Here is a 16277-nt window from a genome sequence, read left to right as displayed (position 1 = left end):
TCCTTATGCAGCCAGATCAGCCACCAGCGCATCAAGCACCAGTGCGCCATCCGGCGTTGCACGGATGAAGCTTCCATCCATCTTTTCAATCATGTCTGATGCAATCAGCCGTTCAAGGCGCTTGCGATCAATATCGTGGCCCGTCAAACGCTGATAACGCGCAAGATCAATGCCTTCGCGCAGCCGCAACCCCATCATCAGAAACTCATCGCCTTCCTGATTGCCATTGAGATATTCTTCTTCAATGATGCCGTGACCGTTGGTCTCGACCTTTTCGAGCCAGGTTTCCGGGTGCTTTTCGGTCATTGTGACCGTGCGCGTGCCATTCTCAACAAAACGGCCATGTGCACCCGGACCAATGCCAACATATTGCCCATAACGCCAGTAAACCAGATTGTGCTGGGATTCACGCCCCGGCACTGCATGGTTTGAGATCTCATAGGCCGGAAGACCGTGTTCCGCTGTAATCTTCTGCGTTTCCTCATAAAGAGCCGCCGCATGATCAGGCTCTGGCGTGGTGAGCTTGCCCGCCTTCCAGAGATTATAGAACTGCGTGCCTTCTTCGATTGTCAGCTGGTAGAGCGAGAGATGATCAGCGGCAAGACCGATGGCTTCTTTTAGTTCCTCGCGCCATGCCTCAATGGTCTGATTGGGCCGCGCATAGATGAGATCGAACGAAAGACGCGGGAAAATTTCACGCGCAAGCCGGATTGCGGCTTTTGCTTCTTCGACTGAATGCATACGGCCCAGACGACGCAGATCAGGATCATTCAGCGCCTGAATGCCAAGCGAAACGCGATTGACGCCCGCTGCGCGATAGCCGCGGAAACGATCGGCTTCCACGCTTGTCGGATTGGCTTCCAGTGTTACTTCAATATCGGGTGCGACAGTCCAGCGCGAAGCAATCCCATCAAGTAGGCTGCCAACAGTCGACGGCTGCATCAGCGATGGTGTGCCGCCGCCCAAAAAGATGCTGGTGACGGTGCGCGGGCCTGTGCGGGCGCGCAATGTGTCCATCTCGCGATTGAAAGCTTCCGCAAAGCGTGGCTGATCAACCGGCTGATGGCGCACATGGCTGTTGAAGTCGCAATAAGGGCATTTGGCCAGACAAAACGGCCAATGCAAATAAACGCCAAAAGCCGTTTCCCCATCCGCGCGTGCAATTGGCAGAATATCGGCACTTCCGGCGGGTGGAGAAAAATGATGGTTCATACAGCAGCATCCGAAACAACATCAAGCGCCTTTTCAGCAAACAGCTTGAAGGCGCGTGCACGATGCGAAAGCGCGGACGCGTCACCCGGCTTCCAGCCATGCTTTTCGTCGGCAGTCATTTCACCAAAGGTCTTTTCATAGCCATCCGGTTTGAAGACCGGATCATAACCGAAGCCGATACGCCCACGCGGAGGCCAGATCAGCGTGCCTTCCACTTCACCGCGATAATATTGTGCTTCACCATCCGGCCATGCAAGGCAGATCACCGAAACAAAGCGCGCCTTGCGCTCAGCCGGTGTGACAGCACCTTTTTCCTGCAAAAGGTCTTCAACCTTCTGCATCGCCATATTGAAATCACGCGTGCCGTCTTCAGTCTCTGCCCAGTCAGCGGTGTAAACGCCGGGATTGCCATCAAGCGCATCTACCATCAGGCCGGAATCGTCAGACAGAGAAGGCAAACCGGTGGCTCTAGCTGCGGCCAGCGCCTTGATATAGGCATTCTGCTCAAATGTGGTGCCGGTTTCTTCCGGCTCCGGCAGGCCGAGAGCTGCAACAGAACTGACCTCAAAACCAAACGGAGCAATAAGCCCATCGAACTCGCGCAGTTTGCCTGCGTTGTGCGATGCGACGATCAGTTTGCCCTTTTCAAGCGCCTTCATTTAAGTTCTACCTTTTTACGCATGATCTTATCCGAAAACCGGTATCCACTTTTCGGGATCATGCTTTAGCTCCAAAGTTTCGGCTCAGCGAATTCCAGCGAGTTGCCGGAAGGATCGCGAAAATAAATCGAACGTGCGCCATTAGGCCATTCGAAATCAGACTCGATAGCAATGTTGTGCTTTTCGAGATAGGTGCGCCAGTCGTCAATTTCATGACGTGTGGCTGCAAAACAGACATGCCCAGCACCGATCGTCCCATGCGGCGGCACCGGCAGCGATCCGGGTAGAGGTGGCTTCAAAGTTTCTTCCGCTTTAAACAGCAGCAGAATGCCGTTGCCACAGCGGAAGAATGCATTGCGTTCACTGACCTTGCCCACCGGCTCAAGCCCAATGATGTCGCGATAAAACGCAATCGCCTCGGCAACATCACGGACATAGAGCGCGGTTTCAAGAATGCGGGATGCTTGCATAGCCTCGGCCCCCTCGTGAATAAGAGAAGGCCTTATAGCATTTCCAGCAAAAGTGCGAAGCAGTTTTGCGTCGGATAATGCGTAAAAACAAACAGTTACAGCGGTTCCAACGATTCATTCTTAACTGGAACCGCTGTAACTATCAGGCAAGTGCGGCTTTCTGCAACTCGACGAGCTGATTAATGCCGCCGCGTGCAAGCTTCATGAGCGCTGTGAACTCTTCTTCCGAGAACGGTGCGCCTTCTGCCGTACCCTGAATTTCGACGATACCACCCTGACCGGTCATCACGAAATTGCTGTCGGTTTCAGCCGCCGAATCCTCGACATAGTCGAGATCAAGCACAGGCTGACCTTCGTGGATGCCGCAGGAAATGGCTGCGATATGATCTTTAAGCACCTTCTCAAAGCGGATCATCTGACGCGCTTCCATCCAGCGCAGGCAATCATGCAGCGCTACCCAGCCGCCGGTAATCGCAGCAGTACGGGTGCCGCCATCGGCCTGAATGACATCGCAGTCAACCGTGATCTGGAATTCGCCAAGCGCCTGAAGATCAACGACAGCACGCAGCGAACGGCCGATCAGGCGCTGGATTTCCTGCGTACGGCCACCTTGCTTGCCTGTGGCTGCTTCACGGCGCATACGGTCGCCGGTCGAACGTGGCAACATGCCATATTCTGCAGTGACCCAGCCCTTGCCGGAATTGCGCATCCAGCCCGGCACCTTTTCCTCTAAGCTTGCCGTGCAAAGAACATGGGTGTCGCCGAACTTGACGAGGCACGAGCCTTCCGCATGTTTGGAGACGCCGCGCTCGAAAGAGACGGCGCGCATTTCATCAGCAGCGCGCTTGGATGGACGCATTGTATTTCCTCAATTCATTTATCGTTGCGGCTTTTTAGGCCTGTCGCGCCAGAATGGAAAGGAATTTCGCGTGATCCTTCAAGAGAGATGTTGAGAGAACTGTCATTACTGGCGCAAAGCCTTTGACGCCTTCAATACCAGTCTTATATTTATGGCATGCAATTCAGAGGGTTCGCTCTAAGACCATGATCAAATCACCGGAACATCAGCTGCTTAATTCGCTCGACCAGCGGTCGCGTGATATTTTTCGGCTGATTGTCGATAGCTATCTCAATGATGGTGATCCAGTCGGCTCGCGTAATTTGTCGCGTCTTTTGCCTCATAGTCTTTCGCCTGCCACCATTCGCAATGTGATGAGCGATCTCGAACAGCTCGGTCTCATTTACGCACCGCATATTTCTGCCGGACGTCTACCAACGCAGATCGGTCTGCGTTTCTTCGTCGATGCTTTCATGGAAGTGGGCGACCTGCCGCCCGATGAACGTTCCTCCATTGAGGCACAGGTTCGCTCGGCAGGCATGAATAATTCGGTCGAGAGCGTGTTGACCGAAGCCAGTCAGGTTCTCTCCGGCCTGTCGCGCGGCGCAGGCCTTGTGCTTGCCACCAAGGCTGAAGGCGCGCTTAAACATATAGAATTCGTGCGTCTTGAACCGACCCGCGCGCTTGCCGTGCTAGTGATGCAGAATGGCGATGTTGAAAACCGCGTCATCAATCTGCCCGCCGGCATTTCTGCGTCGCAGCTCGTGGAAGCGTCCAACTTCCTCAATGCGCATATCCATGGCCATACGCTGTCGGAAGCGAAATCGGAACTGGAAAAACTTTCCGAAGAAACGAGACAGGAGCTTGATCAGCTCTCGCAGGAATTGGTAGCACAGGGCATAGCCGTCTGGAGCGGCGCGGGTTCTGACCAGCCTGCACGCCTCATCGTGCGCGGTCGTGCCAACCTGCTTGAGAACATTCATGCACAGGAAGATATCGAACGTCTGCGTCACCTGTTTGACGACCTCGAAACCAAGGACGGCATGATCCAGCTGCTTGATCTGGCTGAATCGGGTTCTGGCGTGCGGATTTTCATCGGCTCGGAGAACAAGCTGTTCTCGCTTTCCGGTTCATCGCTGGTGGTGGCTCCTTATCGTGACAGCGAACAGCGTGTTGTCGGTGCTCTCGGGGTCATTGGACCAACCCGGCTTAACTATGCTCGCATCGTGCCGATGGTCGATTACACCGCCCAGATCGTCTCGAGGTTGCTGCGTTAAGTTGTCAGACTTAACAAGGCAGGGAAATTAAACCTTGATTTTAACGCCGTGAAACTCGATATCCGGCCCAAACACTATTCAAGACGGAAGAAGCATTATGGCTGATGAAAAGAATACACCCGAAAACCCCGATCTTGAGCAGCGCGATATCAACAATCCTCGTGATCGTGATGCGCTGAAGCGTGCTGCCGACGATTTTCTGAAAAGCCGCAAGGCTGAGGCACGCGCTGAAGCCGAAGAGGACGCCGTTGATGCCGATAGCCTGGCTGCAAATACGATTGCAGCGCTTGAAGCGGACAATGCTGAACTCAAGGATCAGATGCTGCGTCTCGTTGCCGAGATGGAAAACCTGCGCAAGCGCACCCAGCGCGATGTTCAGGACGCCCGCACCTATGCCGTGACCAATTTTGCTCGTGACATGCTGTCGGTTTCCGACAACCTGAGCCGTGCGCACGAAGCCATCCCCGCCGATGCATTGGAAACCGATGCAAACCTCAAGTCACTGGCTGAGGGCGTGGAAATGACCGAACGTGCCATGTTGCAGGCTTTGGAACGCCATGGCGTGACCAAGCTTAATCCTGAAGGTGAAAAGTTCGATCCGAACTTCCATCAGGCTATTTTTGAAGTCCCGAACCCTGAACTGCCAGCCAACACGGTCGTGCAGGTTATGCAGGCAGGCTATGCCATCGGCGACCGCGTGCTGCGTCCGGCCATGGTCGGCGTTTCAAAGGGTGGCCCAAAGGCTGCCGCTGAGGCCGCGCCTGAAGGCAATGCTTAATTAAGCAGCTCATTAGAGCACGTTTCGATCTGATTTTATCAGATCGGCGCGTCTCAATGTTTGTCTTAACGCGCATCCCGAAAACCGTTTCACACTTTTCGGGATGCGTTCACATTCTAGAGCCCGGGCGTCCTATTGGGCGCACAAAGGTCGCTCTAACACTTTAAAATTATGCTCTAAAACATTGGAGAAAGAGCGGCGTGTTCATCGCCGCTCTTTCTTTTTGTCGCTATCCATTGGACTATCGACACACTATCAGCTGGGAGGCCGTGCGTGACGATCTTTGATTTTGCAAACTTTTCAGGGGTTTTCGTCTTCGCTGCCACCGGCGCTCTTGCCGCCTCACGCCGCCAGCTTGATATTATCGGCTTCATTTTCCTCGCCAACATTACAGGCATTGGCGGCGGCACAATGCGCGACCTGGTGTTGGGTGCGCCGGTTTTCTGGGTCGTCCAGCCCTTTTATCTGATGGCAGGTACATCAGCCGCCATCATCGTCTATTTCACAGCCCATCTGTTCGAATCACGCTACCGGCTTCTGCTCTGGTGTGACGCTATTGGTATGTCTGCTTATACGGTTGTGGGGGCCGCCAAAGGACTGACGCTTGGCTTCGGCCCATCGGTCGCGATTGTGACTGGCATCTTCACCGCCACGCTTGGCGGCATTTTACGCGACATGGTGGCAGGCGAGCCATCTGTGCTGATGCGGCGGGAAATCTATGTCACCGCAGCCCTTGCAGGTGCTTGTCTTTATGTGGTGCTGGAGCGTTTCGGGATCGACCCATTGTTTGCAGCACTTGCTGCTGCGCTAACCGCATTCATCGTGCGCGGAGGTGCGCTCTATTTCGGCTGGAATCTGCCTGTTTATAAAAGCCGTCCCGGCCGCACAGAGGAAGAACTCAAGCGCGACCGGATTGTGCGAATTGATCAATAATCAGATAAGTTTAGCTTGGCTTGCTGCAGCCTGAAGATCGATCAGTGGACGTGGTCCCATCTGCTGAATAATCATACCCGCAGCAAGTGAACCCAATCGTGCGCAATCTTCAAGCGAACGATCCTTGGTATAGCCATAGAGGAAACCAGCCGCATAAAGATCGCCAGCGCCCGTTGTGTCGACCAGCTCTTCAATCTCGATCGCGGGCACATGCAACGTCTGATCGGCAGTGATGACAATTGCGCCTTTTTCCGAACGCGTGACGATTGCAAGCGGGCAATCCTTGCGGATGGCTTCAACAGCTTCATCAAGCGACTTGGTCTGATAGAGCGACTTCACCTCGTCTTCGTTCGCAAAAACGATATCGACAATGCGCTTGCGCATCAGACCCAGGAACTCTTCGCGATAACGATCGACACAGAACGGATCGGACAAGGTCATGGCAACCTGACGACCATGTTCATGTGCAATTTTTGATGCCAGAACGATGGCTTCCTTGGCGCGCGGCGGATCCCACAGATAACCTTCGAAATAGGTAATGCGGGCATCGGCAACCTTGGAGGTTTCGACATCCTCCGGCCCGAGCTCAACGCACGCACCCAGATAAGTGTTCATTGAACGCTCGCCATCAGCCGTGACGAAGATCATCGAACGCGCCGTTGGTGAACCGTTTTCCAAAGCCCGTGTATCGAAGGCTACACCCTGCGCACGGATATCATGAACAAAGACCCGCCCGAGATGGTCGGTTGCAACCTTGCCGAAATAGGCAGAGCGTCCGCCGAAACTTGCAACACCTGCAGCAGTATTGCCCGCACTGCCACCGGACATTTCCGTGAACTGGCCTTTAATGCGGCTATAGAGCAGTTCTGCCCGGTCGCCATCAATCAGGTTCATGGCGCCTTTTATGATGCCATTGGCTTCGAGAAACGCATCTTCTGTGCGCGAAAGAATATCGACAATGGCGTTGCCAATGCAAAGAACGTCGAATGTAGCCATGAGCTGGTCTGGGGCTCCCCTTCTTGTCTGCCGCCATCTTCGATTGAAGAATTGTGGCGGCGATCTAGCGGCATTCATTTGGGGTCGGTTTAGCCTTTTGAAAAGTTTTTGGCTAGTCCGTCAGTGTTGCCACTTGTGGGCAGACCGTCTTGTGCAGATCAAACGGCCTTCCTATTTTGATCGCATGAGATTGCGGAGAGTGAACCCAAAATGATCATTGATGCTGCGCTGAAGGCGCTTAAACGTCTTCCAACTCCGGAGTTTCGCTCGGTTTTATGGAAAACGCTTGGCTTGACGCTTTTGCTTCTCCTCGGGTTTTGGGTCGCCATAAGGCAGGTTTTTTTTACTTTCGCATGGCCCTGGATGGAGCAATTGCTGCCGGGAATGCCCGAATGGGCAGGTTGGCTCGGTATCGTTGCAGCAATCGTGGCAGGTCTTGGACTGGCACTCGTTCTCGCTTTGATGATCGCGCCCGTTACAGCGCTTGTCGCCGGTATTTTCCTTGATGATGTCGCAGACGTTGTCGAACGAGAGGATTATCCCGATGAACCCGCAGGTACGCCCCTGCCACTGGGCCATTCCATTGTCGTGTCACTCAAGTTTCTGGGCGTAGTTATTCTCGGCAATATCGTGGCGCTGTTTCTGCTCTTCGTACCCGGCATCAATCTGATCGCCTTCTTCGTGATCAACGCTTATCTGCTCGGCCGGGAATTCTTTGAGTTTGCAGCCATGCGTCATCGAACAGAGCGTGAGGCCAAGGCACTCCGCTCTCAATATGGTGTGACGGTATTTCTTGCAGGACTGCTCATTGCCGGCTTCATGGCAATTCCGATTGTCAATCTTCTGACACCGCTCTTTGCAGCGGCAATGATGATCCATCTGCACAAGGCTATATCTGAGAAGGAAACTTTAAAACTGCGGCGGTAACGGAATGAGCGCTGCGGGCACATCGCAAGTCTTGCCGGGAAACTTACAGATATCGGCAATCACGCAACTCTCGCACTCAGGCTTGCGTGCCTTACAGGTATAGCGCCCGTGCAGGATCAGCCAGTGATGTGCGTGGAACAGATATTCTTTCGGAATGACCCGCATGAGAATAGCTTCCACCGCATCCGGTGTCTTGGCCGGTGCAAGCCCGATCCGGTTGCCTATGCGCAGAATATGCGTATCTACAGCCATGGTCGAATGACCAAAAGCCATGCTCAGCACAACATTGGCAGTCTTGCGCCCGACACCCGGCAGTTTCACCAGCTCGTCGCGATCATCGGGAACTTCACCGCCATAATCACGGATAAGCGCTTCAGACAGCAGAATGACGTTCTTGGCCTTGTTGCGCCAAAGACCAATGGTGCGGATATAATTGCCGACCGTGTCCTCGCCCAGCGCCAGCATTTTTTGCGGCGTATCGGCAATCGCAAAAAGCGCGCGCGTTGCCTTATTCACGCCCGCATCCGTCGCCTGTGCCGACAAGACGACAGCCACCAGCAGCGTGAAGGCGTTCACATGCTCAAGTTCGCCTTTAGGCTCGGGGCGCAGAATGGAAAAGCGACGGAAAATCTCATGAATCTCGTCTGCCGTATAAAGCGTGCCAGAAACCCGGCGCGGACGACGGGCAGGTGTCGCAACAGGTGTGTTCACGGGCGATTTGATTTTGGCGTTTTCCATTTTGTCTCTATACTTGCGTCTATCTTCGGAAAACAGTTCACAGCTTGACGCAGCCCGGAGGGAACTTTGCATGCAGCATCCAGACGGCGCAAATCCAGACAAATTTGATACTCCCATTTTTGAAGCTCTGCTGACGCCCTATCGTTCATTGGGACAAACGGGATTTCGTGTGCTGATGGGGGCCATGATCTGCTGCTGGCTGTTTGTCTGCATATTGTTCTGGTCAATCGGAGCATGGCCGATCATCGGCTTTTTTGGCCTTGATGTGCTGGCGATCTATCTGGCTTTTCGCTGGAACTATCGTTCGGCAAATGCCCGCGAGGAGATATCTGTTTCGCGTGCAGCACTGTCCATTCGCAAATATGAAGCATCCGGCAAACTGACCACCCACCTGTTCCATCCGTTCTGGACAAGATTCAATGTTGCCAGAAAGCCAGATATTGGCATCACAACCATGCGCGTCGAAAGCCGCAACAACAGCGTTCTCGTCGGCGGCTTCCTCAATCCCGATGATCGGGAGAGCTTCGCCACGGCTTTTGGCAATGCGCTGAGCGAAGCCCGGCGCTAAAGAAGCGCTAAAATTTTTCCACATATGTTGACGGCTTTTGCCAACAAAGCATCAGTTTTAGGATGCCGTGACAGGAATCCGATTTCGGCCCTTGAAGTCGGGCTTTTCACAAGCCATATCAGTTGAGCGAAAGATACGCCGAAAGGGTGCTTTCCATGACGGTCGCTTCGATAAGGACTGATGCAATGACAAGAATGACACCGTTTTCGAGCCCGCTATTGCTCGGATTCGACACAATGGAAAAGACGCTGGAACGGATCGCCAAATCCGGCGATGGCTACCCGCCCTACAATATCGAGCGTCTGCGCGGCGAGACTGGTTCTGAACGCCTGCGTATCACGCTGGCTGTCGCAGGCTTTGCCAGTGACGATCTTGAGGTCATGACGGAGGACAATCAGCTTGTCATCCGCGGACGCCAGACAGACGATACCGAACGCGAGTTTCTGCACCGTGGCATTGCTGCCCGCCAGTTTCAGCGCGTCTTCGTTCTGGCCGATGGAATGCGGGTTGTCGGCTGCGATCTGAAAAATGGCCTTCTCGCCATTGATCTTGATCGACCTGAACCAGAACGACTTATCAAACGTATAAATATAGCAGTCAAAGACTGAATTCGGTTCAGGCTGGGTTCAGGTAAAAACCGCTATAGGAATTTATTAAGCTCTTAAGCGCCATGATCGCAAATGATATGCCGCTAGAATGGAGGCTACGATGATGAACAGACACATTCTCACCGAACATGAATTCGCTCATCTGGGTGAAGGTGAAGTGGCTTATGTGCGCAAGATTCGTTCCGACGACCTGACACGCACCTTCCCGGCACTCCCCCCGATTGCACCCGGTCTTGAGCTTTGGGCGCTGTTTGGCGCAAGCGGCGAGCCGATTGTGCTTTCCGACGTCCGTGCCACCGCACTGCAAGGCGCACATGAACATGAACTGCGCACCGTGATGCTGCACTAAATTCTTTGCGTGATGCCGGTCCGTCAAACAGACCGGCATTGCTGCTCTTCGTCAAATGATCATTTTGACGGATTCTGGTGCATGCAGTTGGCATATTGCTCACGCAGGCACCATTGATACCATTTTTCACCCTTGTTCTTGTAATTCCGGCAAAGGGTCTCCGCTACTTTCCTGCATTGATCAGAAGTAGCTAAATTCATCGCAACTGACATATTTGACACTAAACGTTCCGCTCGTGCCGAACCGGAAATCACGAGCAGTGAAATTGTCGTGACTGCAATTGTTTTATACAAAGTCACAAAATACCTCTCACCAAATTCACAATCATCAATGTCTGAGGCTTATATCAAGGCGGCTCAAGATGCTGACGCATCACGCCTTGATAAAGTTCAAGCGCCACTCAGGCTTAACCAAAGTCCAATGAGTTTCACTCAATGAACTTTGGTATTAGCGGTATCGGACGGCCTTGAAAATCGTGAGATATAGCGACAGAAATAGTGTACCGTAAAAATGACAAAGCCGCCGTTCTCCCCGAAACGGCGGCTTTGTTTATTAATGTCCGACAGATTCAGGCAGCGTTAGACGCTGGCTGCGATGTCAGGAATGAATAAAGCGCCTGCGCGTCATGTGTTCCACGCAGCTTTGCCACTGTGTCGGCATCGCGCAACATGCGCGCAATGCGTGACAGGGCTTTCAAATGATCCGCACCAGCGTTTTCCGGTGCCAGAAGCAGGAAGACGAGATCGACGGGCTGATCGTCCAGTGCTTCAAAATCCACTGGAGTTTCAAGGCGCGCAAAAATTCCTGCAATCTTGTCGATGCTTGCCAACTTGCCGTGCGGAATGGCAACGCCGTTGCCAACCCCGGTGGAACCGAGGCGTTCACGCTGGAGAATTGTTTCGAAAACTTCACGCTCAGGGAGACCGGTCAGTTCCGCAGCCTTTTCAGACAATATCTGCAAAAGCTGCTTTTTGGAGCTGGCTTTCAGCGCCGGGATAATCGCCCCAGGCTGAATCAGATCACTAAGATCCATTCTCTCCGTTCCTTCTTCAATCAGGCCATCGTGGGCCCGGTTTAGGGAAGCGCACGACAGCGAAAAACTGCGTGCGCTTCAGGTTTGCCGTCAAGCGCGGGGAGCGGCCTGGCGGGTAACCGTCGATGGGTCAACCCAGCCAATATTGCCGTCCGCACGACGGTAGACGATATTTACTTCATCATTGCCCGCGTTGCGGAAGACCAGAACCGGGTTTTCGATCAGATCAAGTTCCACAACCGCCGACGCAACCGAAAGGGTGCGAAGGGCGACGGACGATTCCGCAACGATAGTCGGCGCGTAATCAACCGGAAGGTCCTCCTCTTCTTCCGGCAGCGGTGCCATAACACGATATGCCACATCATCATAGATCGCATTTGGTGCAGTCGCTGGACGCGATTTCAGACGGCGCTTGTAACGACGCAACCGTGTTTCAATCTTGTCGGCAGCCGCATCGAACGCCAATTGCGGGTCCTGTGCATCTCCGGTGCTCTGCAAGGTAGCACCGCTATCAAGATGTAAGGTACAATCCGCGCTAAACCGCGATCCGGACTTGGTGACCGTTACCTGCCCGGAAAAGCCATGATCAAAATATTTGCCGACAGCTTCATTAACCCGATCAATAATCCGGGCCGTGAAAGCTTCACCGACGTCCATATGCTTTCCAGATACACGCAGAGTCATTTGGTACACCTCATTTGCGTTACACAACAGGACGTAGTCTAATCACAAGGTGAGCGAAGCGCAAAGCGAACCAGCATCAATTCTGCTTTTCGTCCTGTGCTAATTTTCAGCCCCGCCTCACACGTTCAGGCCAAGTGTCGAAACACTGTCCAGAATGCGCTCTTTATCGCGACTATTCGAGTAATTTCCCATTCACGTGTCTTTAAAACACATGCCTGAGATGATCGCTGCACATCGTTCTTTTATGTAACGCCGGATACGCAGAAGCGTTTCCCGAAATATTCCCTTGCCTTTCGTTTAAAGCGGTTCCAGTTAAACAGGATCATCTCCCCGGAATTCCTGTCTTTATGGATGCATATCGTAATGCGAGGGGGGCTTCTATTGACTGAAACGTCAATTGTCAATTGCACCTTCTTTCAGCAACAGACAATGCAATGAGGCCAATCCCCCTATAAGATCGAATTTTACGAGTTCAGGGTAATACTGTTTCAAAAACCGACATCAATCCAGTCGCTTCCGAATGCATATATTGATGTGCACGCAACTTCTTGTTGCGGAAATATCTCGTCAACTGGCCGATAATCTGGCTTTCTTCTCGCGTCTGCGCTGTACTGAAGAAGCAATATTCATCGATTCCCGATATTTTGCGACCGTTCTGCGCGCAATATCCACACCGTCCTTCTTCAAGGCATCGACGATTGCATCATCGGATAATACATCATCCGGCTTTTCCGCATCGATCATCTGACGGATACGGTGGCGCACACTTTCAGATGAGTGGGCGTCCCCTCCTTCGGAAGAGGCAATGGATGCGTTGAAAAAATAACGCAATTCAAACACACCACGCGGCGTTGCCATGAACTTGTTGGCTGTTACGCGGCTTATGGTTGATTCATGCATACCGACAGCATCGGCAACAGTGCGCAGGTTCAACGGCTTGAGATGTGTAACACCATGTCGAAGGAATCCATCCTGCTGGCGCACGATTTCCTGCGTCACTTTCAGGATCGTACGCGCCCGCTGATCGAGGCTGCGTACGAGCCAGTTGGCCGATTGCATGCAATCAGACAGAAATGTCTTTTCCTCACCTTTGATCGAAGGGGTCACTTCTGCGTAATATTCGTTGTTCACGATAAGACGCGGCTGGGCTGCCGGATTAAGCTCGATCCCCCAAGTTCCGTCACGCGCTGCGGCAACCAGCACATCGGGAATAATCACATCGGCAACCGAAACCTCGAACTGGGTTCCGGGCTTGGGATCAAGCATCCTGATCTCGGTCAGCATGTCGAGAATATCGGACTGATCGACACCGCAAAGCTTTTTAAGCGTTGCAAAATCACGGCGCGCAAGCAGATCAAGATTATCGATGAGCGCTTCCATCGCCGGATCAAACCGGTCCTTGAGACGGAGCTGAATTGCCAGGCACTCACGCAGATCGCGCGCGAAAAGCCCCGCCGGATCAAAGCTTTGCATTTCACGCAGAATGCGTTCGACATGTACGGTTTCAACGCCGAGATTCTGCGCAAGCAAAGAGACATCGGCACGCAGATAACCGCTTTCATCCAGCGCATCGGCCAAAGCCGTTGCAATAAAGCGATCAGCCGGTGTGGAAAACGTGAGCGCTATCTGTTCAGCGACATGTTCGCTCAAAGATACGCGGCTTGCCGTTACCTGGTCAATGTCGTAGCTGCCGCCCGCACTATATGTCTCGCCAGCGGAGGTGTTCCACTGCGCAGCCAGGTCGACATGTGCATCGTCGCTGCGACCGGGATCATCGGGAAAGATATTTTCAAGCGAACTATCGAATGTCGAAGAGAGATTTTGCGCGTCATCGACAGCCCCGGTTTTGAACCAGTCTTCATCCGCAGATGCGTCCGATGGGCTGGCGTTATCGTCATCGCGCTCACTCTGGCTCTGTGGCTCAGCGTCTGCAAAATCATCATTCGCTGCCTCTATTCTGTCCAGCAGCGGATTTTTTTCAATCTCAAGATCGATAAACTGGTCCAGCTCGATATGCGTCATCTGCAGCAGTTTGATCGACTGCATCAGTTGCGGCGTCATCACCAGCGATTGCGACTGACGAAAATCAAGCTTCGGCGAAAGGGCCATGCGTTATTTTATTCCCCCCACTTCCCTGACAGCATATTTTGAGCTGGCAAACCGCTTGTTCCTGAATTGTTTTCAATTAGAGCGCGTTTCGATCTGATTGGGTCAGATCGGCGCTCTAAATATTTGTTTTAACGCGCATCTTTTTCCGAAAACCGTTTCACACTTTTCGGGATGCGCTCTAAAGCGTGCAAGACATCAAAACTGGTATGAACCTTGCTTGTCAATTCTGAATGTGCGTTTTTTTCATGAAAAGGGGAAAATAGTCGCAAAAATGTGGCGCCAGTTGAGACAGTCGTCGCGGCAAATACGGGAAAGAGGGAAACGGTTTCCGCAAATCTGCGGAAACCCGAAAAATCAGAGTGTAAACTGATCGCCGAGGTAAAGTCTGCGAACGTCCGGATTGGCGACGATTTCAGCAGGACGACCATGTGTCAGAACCTGACCAGCATGAATAATATAGGCGCGGTCGATCAGACCGAGCGTTTCACGCACATTATGGTCAGTGATAAGAACGCCAATGCCACGGCTGGTCAAATGACGCACGAGCTGCTGGATATCCGAGACGGCAATCGGGTCAACACCAGCGAAGGGTTCGTCGAGCAGCATGAAATTCGGGCGAGACGCCAGCGCACGTGCGATTTCCAGACGACGGCGTTCACCACCCGAAAGAGAGATTGCGGCAGCCTTGCGCAGATGTGCGATATGAAATTCTTCAAGAAGTGCATCGAGCTCGATCGCCCGCTTCTTGCGGTCTTTTTCGACGACTTCCAGCACGGCCTTGATGTTGTTTTCAACCGAAAGACCACGAAAAATCGATGCTTCCTGCGGCAGATAGCCAATACCGAGACGTGAGCGGCGGTACATCGGCATCGACGTTACGTCATAACCATCAATTTCAATGGCACCAGCATCAGCAGGAACAAGACCTGTCACCATGTAGAAGCAGGTTGTCTTACCGGCACCGTTTGGACCAAGAATACCCACGGCTTCGCCGGCGCGCACACCGAAAGACACGCCGTTGACGACCTGTCGTCCGCGATAGCTTTTGCAAAGGCCGCGAGCAACCAACGTCCCTTTGAGACGGGTGGCTTTGCCGGGCTGCGATGGCATCATACCATCCGCACCCTCAATAGCGGCTGCATTTTCAGACATGCCTTGCTGCTCGTCGGCTTTCTTGTTCCAGAACAATCCCACGCGCGCTCCGGTTAATTCGATTTGGGCGCGGCACCGCCCTGCTTCTGTTGGTCCTGCGGCGCCATAATGATGGATACACGACCCTTGCTCTGGCCCTTGCAGCTCTCGAGGAAAGCCTTGCCGGTGCTCATATTGGCGGTGAGCTTGCAACCGGTTGCAACATTGTCACCGTCGGTCAGCACAACCTTCTGGCCCTGCAAGACCATGATCTGGCTCTTACCGTCATAGTTGCCTGTGTCGCCCGTTGCAACCTGAGTGCCGGACTTGAGGTAGACCTTGCCGCTGATTTCGAGACGATCAATGCCGGAGCCGCTCAGGCCGGCAGTAGCGCCGGCGGCCTGAGCGCCTTCGCCCTGCGAATCCTTATTGTAATAGACGATCATCTTGCCGGACTTCAAAAGTGCGTCGCCCTGCACCACAGAGACATTGCCTGTAAAAATGGCCTTGCCTTCCTTGTCGAGCATTTCGAGCTTGTCAGCATCGATCTTGATTGGGTCCTTGCCGCCAGAAAGCTTGAGGCTGCCAAATGGCACCTGCTGACTATCCTGAGCCAGAGCGGATTGCGGCGCAACAACGAGGCCAAGCGCCAAAGCTGCAAATCCCATCCGCAACGTGCGGGTCATCATGCTCTTGTTCATCTTGCCCGTCTCGCGTTCCATTACTCTCCAGCTCCCCTACGCTTCCTGTTTCAGGAATCAGGTCGAGCACATCAAATCCCTACCCGACGCATAAATCTGTCCGAAAAGTCTATCAACCTTTCAGACCTACACCTCAAGCCATAATCATTCGACCCCGATCTTAAACTTAACGCAGCCAGATAGAAATATCTGACTGCGCAGAAAAGAAAACGAAGTCCACAGAACCTGCGTACATGATATCCGCTAAAGCGCACACGCTTCACAGC

18 protein-coding genes are annotated in these 16277 nt (G+C 53.1%); 7 read left to right on the top strand and 11 right to left on the bottom strand.

Translation table 11 applies throughout. The annotated features are described in order from the left end of the window. Positions 1-3 precede the first annotated feature (3 nt). The 4 genes from hemW to rph form a co-directional block, all read right to left on the bottom strand. Positions 4-1212, bottom strand: a complete 1209-nt coding sequence (hemW, locus tag CEV33_RS15645; protein ID WP_094541333.1) for a radical SAM family heme chaperone HemW — start codon at positions 1210-1212, stop codon at positions 4-6. Continuing rightward, positions 1209-1871, bottom strand: coding sequence for an RdgB/HAM1 family non-canonical purine NTP pyrophosphatase (gene rdgB, locus CEV33_RS15640; protein WP_094541332.1), 663 nt, complete (start codon positions 1869-1871; stop codon positions 1209-1211). Before rdgB ends, hemW begins: the two co-directional genes overlap by 4 nt. A gap of 65 nt (positions 1872-1936) precedes the next feature. Next, complete coding sequence (locus CEV33_RS15635) at positions 1937-2341, bottom strand: VOC family protein (protein WP_094541331.1); 405 nt, start codon at positions 2339-2341, stop codon at positions 1937-1939. A gap of 142 nt (positions 2342-2483) precedes the next feature. After that, positions 2484-3200 carry a ribonuclease PH gene (rph, locus tag CEV33_RS15630; protein ID WP_094541330.1) on the bottom strand — a complete coding sequence of 239 codons (717 nt, stop codon included), beginning with the start codon at positions 3198-3200 and terminating at the stop codon, positions 2484-2486. 185 nt (positions 3201-3385) lie between these two features. Between rph and hrcA the strand changes: the two genes are divergently transcribed. The 3 genes from hrcA (at position 3386) to CEV33_RS15615 (ending at position 6167) form a co-directional block, all read left to right on the top strand. Beyond that, positions 3386-4456, top strand: coding sequence for a heat-inducible transcriptional repressor HrcA (gene hrcA, locus CEV33_RS15625; protein WP_094541329.1), 1071 nt, complete (start codon positions 3386-3388; stop codon positions 4454-4456). 97 nt (positions 4457-4553) lie between these two features. Further along, positions 4554-5234 (top strand): nucleotide exchange factor GrpE, encoded by a 681-nt coding sequence (gene grpE / locus CEV33_RS15620; RefSeq protein ID WP_094541328.1) that lies wholly within the window; start codon positions 4554-4556, stop codon positions 5232-5234. A 273-nt stretch (positions 5235-5507) separates the two neighbouring features. Next, positions 5508-6167, top strand: coding sequence for a trimeric intracellular cation channel family protein (locus tag CEV33_RS15615; protein WP_094541327.1), 660 nt, complete (start codon positions 5508-5510; stop codon positions 6165-6167). On the opposite strand, the gene CEV33_RS15610 is transcribed toward CEV33_RS15615, so the two are convergent. Beyond that, positions 6168-7163: an adenosine kinase gene (locus CEV33_RS15610; protein ID WP_094541326.1), complete on the bottom strand. Its 996-nt coding sequence runs from the start codon at positions 7161-7163 to the stop codon at positions 6168-6170. It abuts the gene before it with no gap. 210 nt (positions 7164-7373) lie between these two features. On the opposite strand from CEV33_RS15610, the gene CEV33_RS15605 reads away from it, so the two are divergent. Further along, the gene (locus CEV33_RS15605; protein ID WP_094541325.1) at positions 7374-8090 is read left to right on the top strand and encodes a sulfate transporter family protein; all 717 of its coding nucleotides are present in this window, start codon (positions 7374-7376) and stop codon (positions 8088-8090) included. On the opposite strand, the gene nth is transcribed toward CEV33_RS15605, so the two are convergent. Further along, positions 8073-8828 carry an endonuclease III gene (gene nth / locus CEV33_RS15600; protein WP_094541324.1) on the bottom strand — a complete coding sequence of 252 codons (756 nt, stop codon included), beginning with the start codon at positions 8826-8828 and terminating at the stop codon, positions 8073-8075. The genes CEV33_RS15605 and nth overlap by 18 nt on opposite strands. A gap of 70 nt (positions 8829-8898) precedes the next feature. Here nth and CEV33_RS15595 point away from each other — a divergent pair, with 70 nt between their 5' ends. The 3 genes from CEV33_RS15595 to CEV33_RS15585 all read left to right on the top strand — a co-directional run bounded on the left by CEV33_RS15595 (position 8899) and on the right by CEV33_RS15585 (position 10353). Continuing rightward, positions 8899-9396, top strand: a complete 498-nt coding sequence (locus tag CEV33_RS15595; protein WP_094541323.1) for a DUF2244 domain-containing protein — start codon at positions 8899-8901, stop codon at positions 9394-9396. A gap of 185 nt (positions 9397-9581) precedes the next feature. Further along, entirely contained in the window at positions 9582-10004 is a 423-nt protein-coding gene (locus CEV33_RS15590) for an Hsp20 family protein (protein ID WP_024898160.1), read from the top strand. 88 nt (positions 10005-10092) lie between these two features. Continuing rightward, positions 10093-10353: a BQ00720 family protein gene (locus tag CEV33_RS15585; protein ID WP_374816330.1), complete on the top strand. Its 261-nt coding sequence runs from the start codon at positions 10093-10095 to the stop codon at positions 10351-10353. Between the two features lie 568 nt (positions 10354-10921). On the opposite strand, the gene ptsN is transcribed toward CEV33_RS15585, so the two are convergent. From ptsN to CEV33_RS15560, 5 genes are all read right to left on the bottom strand, one after another. Then, complete coding sequence (gene ptsN, locus CEV33_RS15580; protein ID WP_024898162.1) at positions 10922-11386, bottom strand: PTS IIA-like nitrogen regulatory protein PtsN; 465 nt, start codon at positions 11384-11386, stop codon at positions 10922-10924. A 90-nt stretch (positions 11387-11476) separates the two neighbouring features. Continuing rightward, complete coding sequence (gene hpf / locus CEV33_RS15575) at positions 11477-12070, bottom strand: ribosome hibernation-promoting factor, HPF/YfiA family (protein WP_094541322.1); 594 nt, start codon at positions 12068-12070, stop codon at positions 11477-11479. Positions 12071-12637: 567 nt separating this feature from the next. Then, on the bottom strand, positions 12638-14179 hold the full coding sequence (gene rpoN, locus CEV33_RS15570) for an RNA polymerase factor sigma-54 (protein ID WP_094541321.1): 1542 nt from the start codon (positions 14177-14179) through the stop codon (positions 12638-12640). 354 nt (positions 14180-14533) lie between these two features. Further along, the gene (lptB, locus tag CEV33_RS15565; protein WP_094541320.1) at positions 14534-15373 is read right to left on the bottom strand and encodes an LPS export ABC transporter ATP-binding protein; all 840 of its coding nucleotides are present in this window, start codon (positions 15371-15373) and stop codon (positions 14534-14536) included. An 11-nt stretch (positions 15374-15384) separates the two neighbouring features. Then, positions 15385-16032: an LptA/OstA family protein gene (locus CEV33_RS15560; RefSeq protein WP_094541319.1), complete on the bottom strand. Its 648-nt coding sequence runs from the start codon at positions 16030-16032 to the stop codon at positions 15385-15387. Between the last annotated feature and the right edge of the window lie 245 nt (positions 16033-16277).

This window comes from Brucella grignonensis, assembly GCF_002252505.1.
GTDB lineage: Bacteria > Pseudomonadota > Alphaproteobacteria > Rhizobiales > Rhizobiaceae > Brucella > Brucella grignonensis.
The sequence above is the reverse complement of the archived record's forward strand: the minus strand, read 5'-3'. Positions and strand labels throughout refer to the sequence as shown.